The organism is Nocardioides sp. J9 (assembly GCF_007829375.1).
Classification (GTDB): Bacteria; Actinomycetota; Actinomycetes; order Propionibacteriales; family Nocardioidaceae; genus Nocardioides.
This window is the reverse complement of record NZ_VLJQ01000065.1, coordinates 20,838-39,447: the sequence shown is the minus strand read 5'-3', so window position 1 is coordinate 39,447 and position 18,610 is coordinate 20,838. Positions and strand designations below refer to the sequence as shown.

Annotated in this window: 15 protein-coding genes; 11 read left to right on the top strand and 4 right to left on the bottom strand. The window is 73.0% G+C overall.

Annotated elements, in window-relative coordinates:
- Positions 1 to 52: 52 nt before the first annotated feature.
- On the top strand, positions 53 to 727 hold the full coding sequence (locus L615_RS09225) for an SDR family oxidoreductase (protein WP_261376614.1): 675 nt from the start codon (positions 53 to 55) through the stop codon (positions 725 to 727).
- Positions 724 to 1,875, top strand: coding sequence for a sorbosone dehydrogenase family protein (locus L615_RS09220; RefSeq protein ID WP_145724867.1), 1,152 nt, complete (start codon positions 724 to 726; stop codon positions 1,873 to 1,875). The genes L615_RS09225 and L615_RS09220 overlap by 4 nt, the downstream gene beginning before the upstream one ends.
- A 12-nt stretch (positions 1,876 to 1,887) precedes the next feature.
- Here L615_RS09220 and L615_RS09215 read toward each other — a convergent pair whose 3' ends face one another.
- From L615_RS09215 to L615_RS09200, 4 genes are read right to left on the bottom strand one after another with little or no spacing between them, the layout of a single operon-like run.
- A complete protein-coding gene (locus tag L615_RS09215) occupies positions 1,888 to 2,970 on the bottom strand; it encodes a class I adenylate-forming enzyme family protein (protein WP_145724866.1) in 1,083 nt (360 codons plus the stop codon).
- Position 2,971: 1 nt separating this feature from the next.
- Positions 2,972 to 3,886 carry an alpha/beta fold hydrolase gene (locus L615_RS09210; protein WP_186449796.1) on the bottom strand — a complete coding sequence of 305 codons (915 nt, stop codon included), beginning with the start codon at positions 3,884 to 3,886 and terminating at the stop codon, positions 2,972 to 2,974.
- Between the two features lie 14 nt (positions 3,887 to 3,900).
- Positions 3,901 to 5,328, bottom strand: coding sequence for an amidase (locus tag L615_RS09205; RefSeq protein WP_145724864.1), 1,428 nt, complete (start codon positions 5,326 to 5,328; stop codon positions 3,901 to 3,903).
- Positions 5,325 to 5,900: a TetR/AcrR family transcriptional regulator gene (locus tag L615_RS09200; RefSeq protein WP_145724863.1), complete on the bottom strand. Its 576-nt coding sequence runs from the start codon at positions 5,898 to 5,900 to the stop codon at positions 5,325 to 5,327. Before L615_RS09200 ends, L615_RS09205 begins: the two co-directional genes overlap by 4 nt.
- A 289-nt stretch (positions 5,901 to 6,189) precedes the next feature.
- On the opposite strand from L615_RS09200, the gene L615_RS09195 reads away from it, so the two are divergent.
- From L615_RS09195 to L615_RS09155, 9 genes are all read left to right on the top strand, one after another.
- Positions 6,190 to 7,758, top strand: a complete 1,569-nt coding sequence (locus L615_RS09195) for an ABC transporter substrate-binding protein (RefSeq protein ID WP_261376613.1) — start codon at positions 6,190 to 6,192, stop codon at positions 7,756 to 7,758.
- A 12-nt stretch (positions 7,759 to 7,770) separates the two neighbouring features.
- Positions 7,771 to 8,772, top strand: coding sequence for an ABC transporter permease (locus L615_RS09190; RefSeq protein ID WP_186449795.1), 1,002 nt, complete (start codon positions 7,771 to 7,773; stop codon positions 8,770 to 8,772).
- Positions 8,772 to 10,682, top strand: a complete 1,911-nt coding sequence (locus L615_RS09185; RefSeq protein ID WP_145724862.1) for a dipeptide/oligopeptide/nickel ABC transporter permease/ATP-binding protein — start codon at positions 8,772 to 8,774, stop codon at positions 10,680 to 10,682. Before L615_RS09190 ends, L615_RS09185 begins: the two co-directional genes overlap by 1 nt.
- Complete coding sequence (locus tag L615_RS09180) at positions 10,675 to 11,454, top strand: ABC transporter ATP-binding protein (RefSeq protein ID WP_145724861.1); 780 nt, start codon at positions 10,675 to 10,677, stop codon at positions 11,452 to 11,454. The genes L615_RS09185 and L615_RS09180 overlap by 8 nt, the downstream gene beginning before the upstream one ends.
- A gap of 89 nt (positions 11,455 to 11,543) precedes the next feature.
- Complete coding sequence (locus L615_RS09175; protein ID WP_145724860.1) at positions 11,544 to 13,208, top strand: CdaR family transcriptional regulator; 1,665 nt, start codon at positions 11,544 to 11,546, stop codon at positions 13,206 to 13,208.
- 62 nt (positions 13,209 to 13,270) lie between these two features.
- A complete protein-coding gene (locus L615_RS09170) occupies positions 13,271 to 14,413 on the top strand; it encodes an ROK family protein (RefSeq protein ID WP_186449794.1) in 1,143 nt (380 codons plus the stop codon).
- A gap of 287 nt (positions 14,414 to 14,700) precedes the next feature.
- On the top strand, positions 14,701 to 15,951 hold the full coding sequence (locus tag L615_RS09165; protein ID WP_261376612.1) for an ROK family transcriptional regulator: 1,251 nt from the start codon (positions 14,701 to 14,703) through the stop codon (positions 15,949 to 15,951).
- Complete coding sequence (locus L615_RS09160; protein WP_261376611.1) at positions 15,948 to 17,474, top strand: sugar ABC transporter ATP-binding protein; 1,527 nt, start codon at positions 15,948 to 15,950, stop codon at positions 17,472 to 17,474. The genes L615_RS09165 and L615_RS09160 overlap by 4 nt, the downstream gene beginning before the upstream one ends.
- Positions 17,471 to 18,610: an ABC transporter permease gene (locus L615_RS09155; RefSeq protein WP_145724858.1), complete on the top strand. Its 1,140-nt coding sequence runs from the start codon at positions 17,471 to 17,473 to the stop codon at positions 18,608 to 18,610. Before L615_RS09160 ends, L615_RS09155 begins: the two co-directional genes overlap by 4 nt.

The window sequence follows — 18,610 nt, the reverse complement described above, 5'->3', positions numbered from 1 at the left end:
ACAGGGAGCGCGTCGCGCTAGTGACGGGGGGTCCGGCGGCATCGGCCGGACGGTGGCCGAGCGGCTCGGCTCCGACGGCTTGGCCGTGGTGGTGCACCACTCGACGGGGAAGGACCGCGCCGAGGAGACGGCCGAGTCGGTGGTCCGCGCGGGTGGCCGGGCCGTCGTCGCCGGCGGTGACGTCGCCGACGAGGTGGCGATGGCGGAGGTGTTCGAGGTCGCCGAGCGTGAGTACGGCGGCGTCGACGTCGTCGTGCACACGGCGGGCGTCATGCGGCTCGCGCCGGTGGCACAGATGGACCTGGCGACGTTCGACCGGGTGCAGCGCACCAACGTCCGCGGCACCTTCGTCGTCGACCAGCTCGCGGCGCGGCACGTGCGCCGCGGTGGAGCGATCATCAACTTCTCGACCTCGGTGACCCGGCTGCAGATCCCGGGGTACGCCGCCTATGCCGCCTCCAAGGGCGCCGTCGAGGCACTGACCCTGGTCCTCGCCCGGGAGCTGGGCGGTCGCGACATCACCGTCAACACGGTGGCCCCCGGTCCGACCGCGACGACGCTCTTCCTCGACGGGAAGAGCCAGGAGGCGGTCGACCAGATCGCGTCCATGAACCCGATGGGTCGCCTGGGCGAGCCCGCCGACGTCGCCGAGGCCGTCGCGTTCCTCGCCGGACCCGCGCGCTGGGTCAACGGCCAGGTCATCCACGTCAACGGAGGTGCGGCATGAGCGCGCAGTGGTGGCGCGGCCCGCGGACCCCCACGATCACGGTGGCTGCCGCGGTTGCTCTCCTGCTGGGCGCCTGCGGCGGTGAGTCGGACCTGCCCCGGGCGCGATCCGTCGACCCGTCCCGGCCCACGGGTGCGAGTCCGACCGCCGTGGCGACGCTCGGGGACCCGGTCGAGCTGACCACGGGACTGACCTCGCCGTGGGGGCTGACCTTCCTGCCCGACGGCTCCGCGCTGGTCTCCGAGCGCACGACCGGCGAGGTCAAGCGTGTCCCCGCGCAGGGCGGCGAGCCGCGGACGGTGGGGGTGGTGCCCGACGTCGCGGTCAGCTCCGAGGGCGGCCTGCTCGGCATCGTCGCCTCGCCCGACTTCGAGGCCGACCGCACCGTGCTCGCCTCGGTGTCGGGGACGCAGGAGAACCGGATCGTGGCGCTCACCATCGCCGAGGACTTCGGCTCCCTGGCGGTGGACCGGGTGCTGCTCGACGGGATCCAGACCGCCGACCGCCACCACGGCGGCCGGCTCGCGATCGGCCCGGACGGACACCTGTGGATCGGCACCGGTGATGCCTTCGAGCCCGGGAACGCCGCCACCGACGACTCCCTCAACGGCAAGATCCTCCGGATCGCGCTCGACGGCTCGATCCCGGCCGACAACCCCGACAGCGACTCCCCGATCTACTCCGGCGGCCACCGCAACGTCCAGGGCATCGCCTTCGGCCCGGACGGTACGGCGTACGCCACCGAGCTGGGCCACCGAACCTGGGACGAGGTCAACGTCCTGCGCCCCGGCCGGGACTACGGCTGGCCCGACGCCGAGGGGGTCGCGGGCTCGACCGGTGAGGCGCCGATCGCCACCATCCACCCCGACCAGGCCAGTCCGTCTGGCGTCGCCCATGCCGCCGGCTCGCTCTGGATCGGCGCCCTCGGTGGCCAGCGCCTCTGGCAGCTCCCCGTGGACGGACCTGCGGCGACCGCCGACCCCATCGAGCACCTGGCCGGTGACCACGGCCGGATCCGCACCGTCGAGGTGGCCCCGGACGGGGCGCTCTGGGTCGTCACGTCGAACACTGACGATGCGACCTGGGGCGGCACCGAACCACGGCCCGGTGACGACCGCATCCTGCGCGTCGAGGTGCACCAGCCGTGACGGCCGGGGCCGTCACCGCAGTCCGACGTCCCCAGCGGGGTCGATGGCCGCAGTGAGCGACTCCTCGCGGACCTGGCGGCGACGCACCTTGCCGACCTCGCCCGACGGGCGTGGTGCGCCGTCGGGGCCGCGGACCTCGATCTCGCCGACAACGGGTCGGCCGACCGAGCCGGGGCGCTCGAGCCAGCCGTGCCCGTCGACCAGGGTGACCGCGTGTGCCTCCGTCGCGGCGTACAGCTCCAGCATGACGTCGGGCCCGAAGAGGTCGAGGCACGACTGGCGGAGGGCAGGCGAGCAGGCGGCGGCCATGGTGATGACGGTGCGCAGGCTCGAGGTGTCCGTCGCAGCCAGGAGGTCCTGGGGGAGGTCGGTGGTTCGGCGGAGCATCGTGGGGACGGCGTACATCCAGTCGACACCGTGACGATCGACCAGAGCCAGCGCCTGCTCGGCGTCGAAGCGCTCCATCACCACGACGTGGCACCCGAGGAGCAGGGCAGCGACGTCGGTGAAGAGCGGGCCGTTGTGCGACAGCGGTCCGGTCGAGAGGACCGTGCCGTCCGGCTGGAGGCGGACCAGGGCTGCGAAGGAGCGCAACGACTCGGCCGTCGCAGGCTCGGTGGACACAATGAGCTTCGGGCGACCGGTGCTGCCGCCCGAGGTCGGAGCCTTGAGCGAGCTCGCGACCATCGGTGGCAGGGGTGCGCTGGAGAAGCCGTCCGCGCCTGACCAGCCCGCGGGTGCGGAGATGCGGTCCGGCAGGTCCGCGCCGACGACGAGCGACGGATCGGCGAGCTCAATGATCTCCCGGAGCTCACGTTCCGGCAGGCGGTGCGACACCGGCTGCGGCGTGGCACCGGCCTTCCAGGTGGCGACGACGGCCTCCAGGAAGGACGCCCCCGTGGGGAGGAGGATCGTCACGAACGAGTCGGGGGTGACGCCCTCCTCGACGTACGCGCGGGCCAGGCGGTTGGTCCGGTCCTCGAAATCCCGGCGGGTCAGGGTGCCGGCGCTCGTCGTCACCGCGGGGCGGTGGGGGTCCTCGGCGGCCAGGGCGGCAAGAGCGGTGCCGATGGGTGTTCCGGCAGGGGTCGCCATCTCAACCACGCTCCGCTTCACCGAGCACCTCCAGGACCGCGTCGTGCACGGCCGCGGGCTGCTCCTGGGGGATGAGGTGCCCGCTGTCCTCGACGACCACGATCCGACCCCGCGGTGCGCCCGCCATCAGCTGCTCGACGATCCGGTTCCAGAGCGGGCGGAGCTTCGCGGTACCGCGGTCGACGCGGCCGCCCTGGAGGCAGATCGTCGGCACGTCCGGGGTCCCGGCGGCCTGAAGTCGCTCGAGCAGCGGACGGGCGCTCGCCAGCTGGGCGGCCTCGCGACGACCCGCGCGCATCGCCCGCGGGCAGGCGTAGTCACGCTCGAGGACAAACCGGTCCGCCGGGCTGATCGAGTCGGACCACCCGTGGGACAGCGCCATCCGCATCACCAGGCCCGACCCACCGAGCCGGGCGAGGAGGGAGCTGATGCGGAAGGACAGGGTGTTGATCCGGATCATGGCGGGGCTGATGAGCTCGGCGACCGTCCCGTCTACGAGTACCAGGCCCGCGGTGCGCTCGGGATGCCGGTCGGCGAAGCAGCGCAGGATCGGCCCGCCCCAGCTATGGCCGACCAGGACGACCGGCCGGGTCTCGCCGATGGTGTCCAGCACGTCGACCAGGTCATCGACCAGACGCTCCAGGGTGCGGTCGGCGGTGTCCACGTCGCTGCCGCCGTAGCCGGCCCGGTCGTAGGAGAGCGTCCGGGCGTGACGGCTGAGCTCCCGCTGCGTGTGCACCCAGCAGGCTGCGGGCGCGCTCATCCCGGCCTCGAGCACGACCAGGGGACCGTCCGCGTCACCTGCCACCACGGCGCGGATGCGCCGCCCGTCCGGCAGTACGACGACCTTCTCGGTGAGTCCGGCGCCGGGGTCCAGCCGCGGCTCTCTCGTGGGGTGGGTGCGCTTCGCGGACATCGGTGGCCGCCCTTTCATCGGAACCAGTGGGGTGGGTGGACGGTGTCCCAGAGACCTGCGTGCTCCAACTGCGCGGCCAGGGACAGGAGGTCGGCGTCCCGCCGGGCACGGCCGACCAGCTGCACGGAGTAGGGCAGTCCGTCATCGTCGAGGTGGGAGGGCAGGGACGCCGCGGGCTGGCCGGTGAGGTTGACCCACGGCGTGTAGCAGGACCAAGCGAGCATCCGGTCGTTGACGTGCTCGATGCCGAGCGCCTCGAAGTGGCCCAGGGGGACGGGCGGGCCGCTCGTCGTCGGGGTCAGCGCCACGTCGTACTCGTCGAGCCCGGACATGAAGTCGCCGGCGAGGCTGGCGAGCGCTGCATGCATGAGCACCACGTCGGTCCCGGTCATCTGCGCACCCCTGGCAGCGAGGTTGCGGGTGTGGGCCGTGAGCTGGTCCCGCCTGTCGGCGGGCACGACCGTCGCGACGTTCGCCGCGGCCGAGATGCTGAGCATGTCGCTGAGCGCCCGGGCGGTGGTCTCGTCGTACCCGGCGGGCGAGGGGATCTCGCGCACGTCGTGGCCGAGGTCCTGCAGGAGGTCCTTGGTGCGGTGCACCGCACGAACCGCCTCCGGATGGGGGTCGACACCTGCCACGCCGGTGTCGACCCACCAGGCGACCCTCAGTGATCGACGGGGGCGGCTGCGACCCGCATCGCCCAGGCCGGTGTTCGGGATCCACCTGTAGAGGTCCCGGGCCGGCGGTCGGGCCATCACCTCGAGCAGGAGGGCCGCGTCCTCGACCGTGCGCGCGAGCGGGCCCTCGACCCCCGTCGCGAAGAACGTGCTCGCCGGCGCGAGGCTGACCAGCCCCCTGCTGGGCTTGACGCCGACGAGGTGGCAGGCGGCGGCAGGGGTACGGGTAGACCCCGCTCCGTCGCTCGCGTGCGCGACCGGCAGCAAGCCGGCGGCGACCGCGGTCGCCGCGCCGCCGCTCGAGCCGCTGGCGTAGCGCCCGACGTCGTAGGGGGTGACGGCAGGAGTCGGCGTCACCGCGTTCTCGGTGTAGCACGCCACGCCGAACTCGGGAGCGTTCGTCTTCCCGAGCACGACGGCCCCCGCGCGCCTGATCAGCCCGACCGTCCAGGCGTCCTCGGTGGGCACGTGGTCGGCGAGGGAGGCGGAGCCGAAGGACGTCACCAGCCCGGCCGTGGCGTGCAGGTCCTTGATGCCGATGGGCAGCCCACCCAGCGGAGCGTGCTCACCGCGCGCAAGCTGCTCATCGGCGCGGTCCGCGGCCTGCAGGGCGCCCTCGGCGTCGACCGTGACGAAGGCACCGAGCTCGCCGTCGAGCTTGGTGATGCGGTCCAGGTAGTGCTGAGCCAGCTCGCGAGCGGAGACGTCGCGGCGGCGCAGGCTCCGCAGCTGCTGGGCTGCCGAGAGGTCGTGGAGGTCGGTCATCGTGAGGCCGCCGGGGCCATGAGGATGTGGTACGCCGCGTCCGCGACGGCGTCGAGGAAGTCGCCGGTGAGCGGACCACGCCGCACCAGCCGTGCGTGCATCAAGGGGCCCTCGAGCAGGCCGCTGACCAGGTCACCGTCCGGCACCTGCGTGAGCTCGCCGCGCTCGACCGCCCGCTCGAGAGACGTCCACAGGGCGTCCCCTCGACGCAGCCCCATGTCCTGGAAGGCCGCCTCGGCGTCGGTGTCGTCGGCGAGGTCGGCGAGCCAGCCGACGAGGCCGTCCATCCAGGGTGCCGACCAGGAGCGGGCGAGGTCGTCGACGTAGCTGCGCAGGTCGGACAGGAGGGAGCCAGTGTCGACCTCGGAGACCGGCGGGAGGTGCACCGCCAGGGTGTCGGCGACCAGTCGGACCTTGGTGGGCCAGCGCCGGTAGACGTCGCTGCGGTGGGCGCCGGCACGGGCCGCGACCTGGGCGAGGGTCAGGGCGGCGTAGCCCTCCTCGGAGAGGATCGCCCAGGTCGCCGTGAGCAGGCGGCTCTCGAGGTCAGGGTCGCGGGGTCGTCCCGGCATCGGAGATCAGTCCCTTCATTCGCTACATGGCGTAGCGCTACGTGATGTAGCGAACTTAAGCGGACCGGCCGTGCGAAGCAATGGACCTGAGTTGCTCGTTCCGATGAAACACAGCGTATTTTTTCATCGCGATTGACGAACACCAAGCGGTGTGACCCGGATTACTCTCGGCCCGTTCCCGCGAGTCGCTCCGCCGTCGCCCACCCCCCGGGGCCCGACCGGCCGCTCGTCGCCCAGCGGAACCAGACCGCCCTGGAGGCACCTGATGAGATCCAAGATGCTTGTTCCGTTGATCGCAGTCCCCGCGCTCGCGCTGGCCGCCTGCACGAGTGCCGGGAGCACTGGTGCCGGTGGTGACGAGGGCGACCTGGTGGACGGCAAGACCTTCACCATGGCCATCGGCCTCGACCCCGGTGCCCTCGACCCGGGGATGACCGTGCTCTCCGCCGGCCGGTTCTTGGGACAGTTCATCTACGGCCGGCTGGTCGCCCTGGACGAGGACGGCGACGCCGTCCCCGCCCTGGCCGAGAAGTGGGAGGTCGACGCGGGGAGCGCAGTCTTCACGTTGCGTGACGGCATCGCGTGCGAGGACGGCACCGCCCTGACCGCGACCGTCGTGGCCGACAACATCAATTTCGTCGCCGACCCCGCGAACCAGTCGCCCCTGCTCGGTATGAACGTTCAGCCCGGGACGGTCGCGACGGGGGACAACGCGACAGGCACGGTCACCGTCGCCAGCGGCGTCCCCGACGCCTTCCTCCTCCACAACCTCGGCGCCCTGCCGATCGCCTGCGGCAACGGCCTGGCCGACCGCGACCTGCTGGTCGAGGGCAAGGCCGGCACCGGCATGTTCGAGCTCGTCGAGGCGGTGGCCAACGACCACTACACGCTGGAGCGCCGCAAGGACTACACCTGGGGACCGGGGGACTGGGACCCGGACCAGAAGGGTCTCCCGGACGAGGTGGTCATCCGGATCATCCCGAACGAGACCACCGCGGCGAACCTGCTGATCGCCGGCGACGTCACCGCGACCCTCGTCGCTGGCACGGAGCAGGACCGACTGCTCGAACGGGACTTCTTCCACGCCGACCTCCGTGCTCCCGCGGGCCAGCTCCACTTCAACCAGTCGGCCGGGCGACCGACGGCGGACGAGGAGGTCCGCCGCGCGCTGGTGCAGGCCCAGGACCTCGCGCAGCTGCGCAAGGTCCTCGTCGGCGACCGGGGCACGGTCCCCACCAGCCTGGTCACGGTCGCGCCGGACCCGTGTGATGTCGACACGGTCGACGGCAACGTGCCCGAGCACGACGTCGCTGCGGCGGAGGAGGCGCTGGACGCTGCCGGGTGGACGAAGGGCGCCGACGGGGTCCGGGCCAGGAAGGGCAAGCGGCTCGAGCTGAAGATGATCTACCTGACCACCTTCGGCGAGACCATGGCGGCCACCGCCGAGCTGGCCCAGCAGGAGTGGAAGAAGATCGGCGTCGAGGTCGAGATCCGCGGCGTCGACCTCGCCGGGCTGAACGAGGCCCTCTTCGGGACCGGGGACTGGGACATCTCCGCCGGCCAGGTCGGTGCCGCCCTGCCCAGCCAGCTGGTCCCCTTCTTCGGTGGTCCCACCCCGCCGGGAGGCACCAACTTCGCCCACGTCGACAACGCCGACTACAAGGCCCTCTCCACCGCGGCCGCCGGCAAGGTCGGCACCGATGGCTGCGAGGACTGGGCCGCCGCCGAGGAGGCGCTGCTCGAGGCGGTCGATGTCGTCCCCTACGCGGACTCGGCCTACATGACCTTCGCCCGGGGCGCCCGGTTCGGCCTCGGCGACGTCGGCCTCGACCCGACGTCGATCCGGATGTACGAGTAGGCCGGGGGCGTCATGACCAGCATGGCGTACGAGCCCGGCACGCCGTCCGCCGCCGGGAGGGTGCTCGACAGCCCGTGGCTGTCGTTCGCCCTTCGGCGGGGCGCTCGCTTCCTCGTCTCGTGGTGGGTGCTCGTGACCGCGGCCTTCCTGATGCTGCACCTGGTGCCGGGCGACCCGGTGCGCGCCGCGCTCGGGATGGACGCGCCCGCCGCGCTGGTCGAGTCCCGGCGCGAGTCGCTCGGGCTCGACGACCCGCTGGTCACGCAGTACGTGAGCTACCTGCGCAACCTCCTCGCCGGCGACCTCGGGATCTCGCTGGGATCGGGCGAGCGGGTCTCGGCCCTGGTCGGGGGGCGCCTGGGCGCCACCGTCCAGCTCGCGGTCCTCGCCTTCGCCGTGGCCGCGGCGGTCGCCGTACCGCTCGGCGTGGTGATGGCCGTGGCGACGAGGGGCGGCCGGCGCCGCGGCACCGAGCTGACCTTCGCGGCCGGCTCGGTGCTGGCCGGGGCGATCCCGGAGTTCCTGCTCGCCGTCGGACTGGTCTACGTGTTCGCCGTCAACCTCGCTTGGTTCCCGGTCGCCGGTGCGGCCACGCCGTCGTCGTTCGTGCTCCCCGTTCTGGCACTCGCGGTGGCGCCCGCCGCGATCCTCGCCCGGATCGTGCGGGTCGAGATGCTCGCGGTCCTCGGCGCCGACTACGTCCGGACTGCTCGGGCCAAGCGTCTGCCGGCGCGTCGGATCTACCTGCGCCACGCGCTGCCCAATGCGCTCACCGCGACCCTGACGGTCGGCGGGCTGATCCTGACCACGATGGTGGCCGGCACGGTGCTCGTCGAGAACGTCTTCGCCTGGCCCGGCCTGGGATCGCGCATCGTCCAGTCGATCACGGCCAAGGACTACCCGGTCGTGCAGGCCATCATCCTGATCTACGGCGGCCTGGTCCTGCTGGTCAACCTGCTCGTCGACGTGACGCTCGCCCTGCTCGACCCCCGCTCGACGATCAGGGAGGCCTGATGCGCACCCGATCGAGCTGGCGGGCGGTGCTGCGCACCCCGCTGGGTGCCGCTGCCCTCGCGCTGGTGGTCGCCATGGTGGGGCTCGCCGTCCTCGGCCCCGTCGTCTGGGGCGACCACGCGGTGCAGGTCGACACCGACGCGATCCACCAGGGACCTTCGGCCGCGCACCTGCTCGGCACCGACGGGCTCGGGAGGGACATCTTCGCGCGGGTCCTGGTGGCAACCCGTACGTCGCTGGGTCTCGCTGCGGTCGCCGTCGGGATCGCGGTCGGACTGGGGACCCTCCTCGGTACGGCGCCCTCGGTGCTGCCACGTCGGGTCGGACGCCTGGTCACGGGAGCCGTCAACATCGCCGTGGCCTTCCCGGCCCTGCTGCTCGCCCTCTTCTTCGCCGTGATCTTCGGGGTCGGGACCCAGGGGGCGGTGCTGGGCATCGGGCTCGCCGGCGCCCCTGCCTTCGCCCGCCTCGCGTCCACGCTCGCCGCCTCGGTCGACGGACTGGACTTCGTCGCCGCGGCCGGGGTGGCGGGCGTGGGCCGGCTGCGGATCCTGCGCCGCCACATCCTCCCGAACATCGCCGAGCCGCTCGTGGTCAACGCGACCGTGGGCGCCGGCGGGGCCCTGCTGGCGTTCGCCGGACTGTCCTTCCTGGGGATCGGCGTCCAGGCGCCGTCGTACGACTGGGGGAGGCTGTTGGGCGAGGGGATCAACCGCATCTACAGCAACCCAGCCGGCGCGCTCGGCCCGGCGGTGGCGATCATGCTCGCCGGCCTCGCGTTCAACCTGCTCGGCGAGACGGCCGCCGCGGTGGCAGGCGGCCGCAGCCAGGCGCGACCGGGTGCGCCGCAGGTCGTGGACCACGCCCGTGCGGACTCCGGCGGTGAGCCGGAGGCGGACGCCGTGCTGAGCGTCGAGGACCTCCACGTGTCCTTCCCCGCCGGACGGGGTCGGGTGACCCCGGTGCGTGGGGTCAGCTTCTCGGTCCGGGCCGGTGAGGCGGTCGGGATCGTGGGCGAGTCCGGCTCGGGCAAGAGCCTGACCGCGCTCGCCTCCTCCCGGCTGATCGAACGACCGGGCGTGGTGAGCGCGGCCCGGCTGGACTTCTGCGGGGTGGACCTGCAGGCAGCGTCGGACCGCGCGGTCCGCGGCCTGCTCGGCCGGTCGCTGGCCATGGTCTTCCAGGACCCGATGACCTCGTTCAACCCGACGATGCGGGTCGGACAGCAGCTCGCCGAGGCCGCGGTGGAGCACCAGGACCTCGGCCGACGCGGGGCGGTCGCCCGCGCCGTCGACCGGCTGCACGCGGTGCAGGTGCCGGCGGCAGCACGCCGGGCGCGGCAGTACCCGCACGAGTTCTCCGGGGGCATGCTGCAGCGCGCGATGATCGCGATGGGACTGATGAACACGCCGCGGCTGGTGATCGCGGACGRGCCGACCACCGCGCTGGACGTCACGGTCCAGCAGCAGGTGCTGCGCCTGATCGCGGACGTCCGGACCGAGACCGGCGCCGCGCTCCTGCTGATCAGCCACGACCTCGCCGTGGTGGCCCAGACCTGCGACCGGGTGCTGGTGATGTACGCCGGCCGGATCGTCGAGGACCTCCCGAGCGGCGCCCTGCGGACCGAGGCACGCCACCCCTACACCCGGGCGCTCCTCGACGTCGTGCCCGACCTCGGGAGCGACCGGACCCGCGTGCTGCCCGTGATCCCCGGCCGGCCTCCCGAGCCGGGGAGGTTCCCGACCGGGTGCGCGTTCGCCGACCGGTGCCCCGCCGCGTCGGCGCTGTGCCGCGAGGAGGAACCGCGGCTGCGCCCCGCGGCCGGCGGTCACCGGTTCGCCTGCTGGCACCCGAGGGGCGAGGCGGACCTCCCGCTCGAGTCCGTGGGGTCGGGTGAGGTTCGTGGCTGAGCTCAGGTTCGACCGCGTGAACGTGCGGTACGGCGGGCGTCGTACCGGGCACGTGGCAGTGCGGGACATCGACCTCGTCGTGCCCGACGGTGCCGTGGTGGGCCTCGTCGGCGAGTCGGGCTCCGGGAAGTCCACGCTGGCGCGGGCCGCGGTCGGCCTGGCGCCGGTGACGGCGGGGTCGATCACGCTCGACGGTCGCGACCTGCTGCGTTCCCGCCGCGGGCCGCGCCCGGTCCAGATGGTCTTCCAGAACCCCTACTCCTCGCTCGACCCGCGGATGACGGTCGGGGAGTCCGTCGCCGAGGCGCTCCCGCGCCACGACCGGCGGGTCAGGTCGTCCGGAACGGCCGAGGTCGCCCGGCTCCTCGACCTGGTCGGCCTCGGCGGCGACCGCGCGGGTGCGCTCCCGGGCGAGCTGTCGGGCGGTCAGCGCCAGCGCGTCGCCCTGGCCCGGGCGCTCGCAGCGCGGCCCGAGGTCCTGGTCGCCGACGAGATCACGTCCGCCCTCGACGTCTCCGTCCAGGGGGCGGTCGTCAACCTCGTCCGCGAGCTGCAGCAGGAGCTGGGGACCACCATGCTCTTCATCTCCCACAACCTCGCCGTGGTCCGCTACGTCAGCGACTACGTCGCGGTCATGCGGCGCGGCGAGCTCCTCGAGGTCGGTTCGGCGGACGTCGTGCTCTCGACTCCCGAGCATCCCTACACCCGCGAGCTGCTGGAGTCCGTCCCCGTGCTCGACGCGGTGGTCCCGTCGGCGGAGGCCCACCCGTGACCCGGGGGACGGCGTGGGCGGGCGAGAGGTCGTTACGGTGTGGTCGTGACGCCTTCGTCCCCGCTGGTCGCCTGCGCCCCGGCAGCACCATGAGCCGGTCGCGGACCAGCCTGAGCCGCGTCCTGGAGGACCTCGGCGCAACGCTCCTCGAGCTGTGCTGCGGCGACCCGGATGACGTCGACCAGATCACGAACGTCGTCATCCACGACCCGCTGGACGACTCGCCGCTGCCGCGGCAGGCGCTGGTGCTCGGCGTTGGGATCAGTGAACCGGCCGACGTCGTGTCGCTCCTGGAGGAGATCGGCCCGCAGGGCGCGGTCGGACTGGTGCTGCGTGCGCCGGTCGCGGTGGACGACCGCGTCCTCGACGCCGTCGCGGAGGCCAGTGTCCCCGTCCTCGGGCTCACCCCGGGAGCCTCGTGGTCCCAGCTGACGGCGCTGCTGCGCTCGCTCGTCGCCGAGGGCGACGTCGGGGACACCAGCGCGGAGACGCTCGGCGGACTGCCCTCCGGCGACCTCTTCGCGCTCGCGAACGCGATCGCGACGCTGATCGACGCCTCGATCACCATCGAGGACCGGAGCTCGCGGGTGCTGGCCTTCTCCGACGAGCACGGGGTGTCCGACGCGCAGCGGGTGGAGTCGATCCTCGGTCGCCACGTCCCCGACCGGTTCACCCGGCTGCTGGAGGAACGCAAGGTCTTCGAGGAGCTCTACCGCAGCCGCGGCCCGATCGAGGTCCCGCCGCTGCCGTACGACGACACGGAGACCACCCTGCCGCGGGTGGCCCTCGCCGTCCGGGCAGGTGACGAGGTGCTGGGCTCGATCTGGGCGGTCGTCCGGGAACCGCTCAGCCCCGAGCGGACCAGGGCACTCCAGGAGTCGGCCAAGCTCGTCTCGCTGCACCTCCTCCGGCTCCGGGCGGGCGCCGACGTGGAGCGTCGGCTCCGGGCGGAGCTGGTCGCGACAGCGCTCGAGGGTGGCCCGGGCGCCCTGGAGGCGGTCGACCGGCTCGGACTCGCCCACCACGGCTACCTGGTGCTGGCACTGGACCTCGCCCAGGACGCGCCCCGGTCCCCCGAGGCCTCGGACGACGCGCTGCGCAGCGCGGAGAGCCGGGCGCAGCGCACGGAGAACCGCCAGCGGGTCGCGGACGCCTTCGCGATGCACCTCAGCGCGGTCTACCCGCACTCGGCGACGGCGGTCGTCAACGACGTCGTGTACGGGATCGTCAACATCCGCGGGGACGACCACGCCGTCGACCGTGCCGAACAGGTCGTCAACGAGTTCCTCGACCGCATCGGCAAGGAGCACCGGCTCCTGGTCGGCGTCGGCAGCCCGGCGCAGACGCGCTCGGACCTCACCCGGTCCCGCGCTGCGGCCGATCGGGTCCTGCGGGTCCTCCGGGCGGGTCGGGTCGCCCGGCGGGTGGCGTCGATGGACCAGGTCCACGTCCAGGCGCTGCTCCTCGAGCTCGCCGACCTCGGCGCGGACCGTGACGAGGCGACCGGGCCGCTGGCCCGGCTATTGGCGTACGACGCCGAGCGCGGCTCGAACCTGGTCGAGACCCTGTCGGCGTGGCTAGACGCCTTCGGCGACGTGAGTGCCGCGTCGGCCGCGGTGTTCACCCACCAGAGCACCTTCCGCTACCGGCTGCGCAAGGTCGCGGAGGTCGGCGGCATCGACCTGGGCGACCCCGAGGCGAGGTTCGACGCAATGGTCCAGCTCCGCCTGCTGGACATCAACCGCTCGCGCTGAGCCGGTCGCGCGGCCCGAGCCATCGGCCCCGTCGCCGGGCTGGCTGTGAGATCTTGACCCGCGTGACCGGTGAGCTCGACGGCGAGGTGCTGCGACGGCTGCGGGACCACGGACCGCTGACGCGGACCCAGCTCGCCCAGCAGCTGGGCGTGCCGCGCACGACGCTGGCCTCGCCGCTGCGCCAGCTCACCGAGGCGGGCGACGTGCGGGACGGTCCAGTCGCGGCCAGCTCGGGCGGGCGGCGGTCGGTGACCGTGGCGATGCCGGCGCCGGCCGACCGGGTGTTCCTCGCGCTGTCGCTGGCCGAGCGGCGGGTCCGTGTGGCCGCGCTGGACGGGCACCTGACGATCGAGAGCGGCGTCAGCATCGACGTGCAGGACCTCGGCGACGACCAGGCGTCGATGACCGCCACGGTCCTGCGGGCTGTCGACCAGGTCCTCCGCGACCGGCGGCCGGCCGCGATCGGCGTGGCTGCTGCTGGCACCGCGCCCGTCGCCTACGTCGACCTCGCCGGCCCCCTCGCCGAGCGGTACGACACCACGCCGGCCGCCGCCGTACCCGCGGCGCGGGCGATGGCGCTCGGCGAGCGGCGCGCCGGTGCGGCCCGCGGCATCGACGACTTCGTGGCCGTCCGGCTGGGCGGCAGCGTCACGCTCGCCACCATGTCCGGCGGGCGGCTCAGCACCGGCGGGTCCGGGCACGCCGGCGAGGTCGGGCACCTGCGGGTCGAGGAGTTCGGGCCGGCGTGCGTGTGCGGCCTGACCGGGTGCCTCGACGCGTTCGTCAGCGCGTCCGCGCTGGTCGCCCAGGCGACCGAGCAGGCCCACCGCGGCCGGTCGCAGGTGCTCGCCGACGCGCTCTCCCGCAACGGCGCCCTCGACCTCGCCGACCTCGTCGCGGCCGGCCGGACCGGCGACCCGGTCGTCGTCCAGCTCGCCCGGGACCTGGGCCAGCGGCTGGGCAAGGTGCTCGCCGGGGTCGTCGCGCACGCCGACCCGCTCCGGGTGGTGCTGGGCGGACCGGTGGCCGCGCTGGGGGCCCAGCTGCTGGGCGACCTGCGCACCACGGTCTACCGGCTCGCACCCGCCCGGCTGGCCGAGGACCTCGACATCGTGCTGAGCGAGGTGGGCGACCACGCCGTCCTGATCGGCGCCGGCTCCGAGGCCGTGGAGGCCTGGATTGCCGGCGGACGCAGCGCCCGATGACGAACTTATGACGAATATCGTCAGATTTGATTCTCGATTCGTCATAACTCGGGAAATCGTCCCGGTTCGTCAGCGCCAGGCTCTTGCTAGGCCTTGTTGAACCCGCTTAGTTTGGGCGGCGCCCCAACAAACCAGTGACGGTCGTCACACCGGGGCACCTGTAGCGACGTGCGGGTCCTCTCGGGCGCACGTGCCCCTGGCCACCCCCATTTCTGACGTCGGCGCAGCCCTGCCGACGCGCCGATCGAGCGCGCCCTCGGCGCGAGCCTGTCCGGAGAGGAGACGTGGTGTCGACCTTGAGCCACACCGCGGGCCACAGCCTGGGGAACCCCGACGTGCGTCGGTCCAACCTCGGGCTCGTCCTCCGGCACCTCCGCGACCACGGCGCCCGCTCCCGCGCGGCCCTCGCCGTCGAGCTGGGCATGACCCGCTCCACCGTCTCCACCCTGATCACCGAGCTGATCGAGCGCGGCCTGGCCAGCGACGGCCCGCTCGTGCAGAACGCGGTCGGCCGGCCCAGCACCGCCGTCGAGCTCGACGGCCGCGCCGTGTGCGGCATCGGCGCCGAGATCAACGTCAACCACGTCTCGACGATGGCGCTCGACCTGCGCGGGCAGATCGTCGAGGAGCGCAAGATCGGCCTCGACGCCCGCTCGCTGGGCGCCGGCCGGGTGATCGAGCGCCTCGTCGACCTCGTGCAGGAGACCGTCAGCGGCCTCGAGTCGCGCGGCGCGGCGCCGGTCGGGCTCACCGTCGGGGTCGCCGGCCTCTACGACCAGACCCGCGACGTGCTCACACACGGCCCCAACCTCGGCTGGTACGACGTGCCGGTCGGGACGATCCTGCGCGACGAGCTCGACGGCTCCTACCCGGTCGTCGTCGACAACGAGGGCAACCTGGCAGCCGCCGCCGAGGTCACACCTGGTGACCCGTCCCGGCAGGACATCCTCGTCCTGCACGGCGAGATCGGCGTCGGTGGCGGCATCGTGACCGGCGGCCGGCTGCTCCGCGGCAGCCACGGGTACGCCGGCGAGTTCGGCCACATGATCGTGGACCCCCGCGGTCGCCAGTGCGGGTGCGGGCGCCAGGGCTGCTGGGAGACCGTCAGCGGCCTGCGCGCCCTCATCGAGCTCGCGGCCGACCCGGACGACCCGATCCGCAACCCGGGCATGGACATCGACGCCCGGCTCGCCGAGATCAACCGCCGCGCCGACCTGGCCGACACCCGCACGCTCAACGCGCTCGACGAGGTCGGCTCCTGGGTCGGTGTCGGGGCCTCGATCCTCGCCAACGCCCTCAACCCGACCACGATCGTGCTGACCGGCTACTACGCCGCGGTCGGCCACCACATGCGGCCCGCGATCGAGCGCGAGCTCCGCGACCGCGTCGTCGCCCCCGGTGCCGGTGGCACCCGCGTCGAGCTGTCGACGCTCGGCTTCGGGGCCGCGGTGCGCGGCGGCGCCACCGCCTCCCTCGAGTCGGTCTTCGCCGACCCGACCCGAGTGCCCCGCCGACCGGCGACAGGAGAAGCACAGTGAGCACCACCCAGGACGCAGGCACGCCCCTGCTGCGGATGACGGGCATCGTGAAGCAGTTCTCGTCGGTCCGCGCCCTCGACGGCATCGACCTCGAGGTCGCCGCGGGCGAGGTGCACTGCCTGCTCGGGCAGAACGGTGCGGGCAAGTCGACGCTGATCAAGATCCTCTCGGCGTCGTACCAGCCGGACGAGGGGACGATCTGGTGGAAGGGCCGCGAGGTGCACTTCGGCCACCCGCAGGCCGCGATCGACGCCGGCGTCGCGACGATCTACCAGGAGCTCGATCTCGTGCCCGGCCTCACCGTCGCGGAGAACATCTTCCTCGGCCACGAGATCTCGACCGTCGGGTTCTCCCGCCGGTCCGCGACCAACGAGCGGACGCAGGGCATCCTCGCCCGGCTCGGCCACGACGAGCTGAGCCCGACCCAGCTGGTCGGCGACCTCTCACCGGCGGGGCAGCAGGTGGTCAGCATGGCCCGCGCGCTCTCGCACGACGTCGACCTGCTCATCCTCGACGAGCCGTCCGCGGTGCTCGACGCCGGCGAGGTCGAGAACCTCTTCCGGGTCATCCGCGCGCTGACCGAGCAGGGCGTCGCGATCGTCTACATCTCCCACCGACTCGAGGAGATCCGCGAGATCGGCGACCGGATCACCGTCCTCAAGGACGGCTCCACCGTCGCGACCGGCCTGCCCGCCGCCACCACCCCGACCGCGGACCTGATCCGGCTGATGACCGGCCGCTCGATCGAGTACGTCTTCCCGCCGCGCGGGGACGGCCCCGACGCCGAGGCCCCCGCCGTGCTCGAGGTGCGGGACCTGTCCCTGGCCGGTGTGTTCCACGACGTCAGCTTCGACGTGCGGGCCGGCGAGATCGTCGGGCTGGCCGGGCTGGTCGGCTCCGGGCGCACCGAGATCCTCGAGACCGTCTACGGCGCCCGCAGGGCCAGCACCGGCACGGTCACCGTCGACGGCAAGCGCCTGCGCCGCGGTGCCGTCCACGCCGCCGTCCAGGCCGGCCTGGGCCTCGCCCCCGAGGAGCGCAAGAGCCAGGGCCTGCTGCTCGACCAGCCGGTCTTCGCCAACATCTCCGCCTCCTCGATGAAGCGCTTCCAGCGGGCGGGCTTCATCCAGCGGGCCCGGGAGAGGGCGAAGGCCACCGAGCTGGTCGACTCCCTCGACGTACGCCCGCGCAACATCTCGCGCCACGTGCGGACGCTGTCCGGCGGCAACCAGCAGAAGGTCGTCGTGGCCCGCTGGCTGCTGCGCGGTTGCCGGGTGCTGCTGCTCGACGAGCCGAGCCGCGGCGTCGACGTCGGTGCCCGCGCCGAGATCTACAAGCTCATCCGCTCGCTGGCCGACTCCGGGGTCGCCGTCGTGGTCGTGTCCAGCGAGGTCGAGGAGGTGCTCGGCCTGTCGGACCGGGTGCTCGTCGTCCGCGAGGGCCGGGTCGTCCACGAGAGCGCATCCCACGACATCGACGAGTCCCGGGTCCTCGACCTGGTCATGGAAGGAACCCCCGCATGAGCGACCAGAGCACGAGCCCCGTCACGGGGCCGACCGACACCTCGCCCGTCGATCTCGGGAAGTCGGCCGAGGCCGAGGGGACCAGCCGCGCGTTGCCGGTCGTCCCCACCACCGAGTCCACCCAGGGGATGGAGGCCGAGGGCGCCCACAAGGGCTCCGCCGGCGGCACCGCCTGGTTGGCGGAGGTCGGGTTCTTCCGCATGCTCGGCCTGCTGATCGCGCTGGCGCTGCTGTGCGTCGTCGGCATGGTCACGGCCGGCGACCGCTTCGCCAGCAGCGACAACCTGCTGACGATCCTGCGACTGTCCACCGTCATCGGCGTCGTCGCGATCGGGATGACCTTCGTCATCACCGGCGGCGGCATCGACCTCTCCGTCGGCGCGATCCTCGCCCTGTCGTCGGTCTGGGCGACCACGCTCGCGACGCGGGAGATGGCCGTCGACGTGCACTGGAGCCTGATGGTGTTCACCGCGATCGCCGTCGGGGCCGGGTGCGGGCTGGTCAACGGGATACTCATCGCCTACGGCAAGGTCGTGGCCTTCATCGCCACCCTGGCGATGCTGGTCTCCGCCCGCGGGCTGGCTGAGATCATCTCCCAGAAGAAGACGCAGATCGCGACCGACGTCCCTGGCTTCTTCGACTTCTTCACCGCCAAGCCGCTCGGCATCGACATGTCCATCTGGGTGTTCGCCGCCGTCGCCGTCGTCGGCTGGGTGCTGCTCAACCGCACCACCTTCGGCCGGCGCACCTTCGCCGTCGGCGGCAACCCCGAGGCGGCGCGGCTCGCCGGCATCAACGTCCGGCGCCACACCGTGCTGCTGTACGTCCTGGTCGGGGTCTGCTCGGCCATCGGCGCGCTGCTGATCATCGCCCGTACGACGACCGGCTCGTCGACGCACGGCATGTTGCTCGAGCTCGACGCCATCGCCGCGGTCGTGATCGGCGGCACCCTCCTGGCCGGGGGACGGGGCACCATCACCGGCACCGTCCTCGGGGTCCTCATCTTCACGACCCTGACCAACGTCTTCACGCTCAACAACAGGGACAACTCCGAGCAGTCCCTGCTCAAGGGCGTGATCATCGTCGCCGCCGTCCTGCTCCAGCAGTGGTTGGCGTCTCGGAAGAGCAGCAGCTGA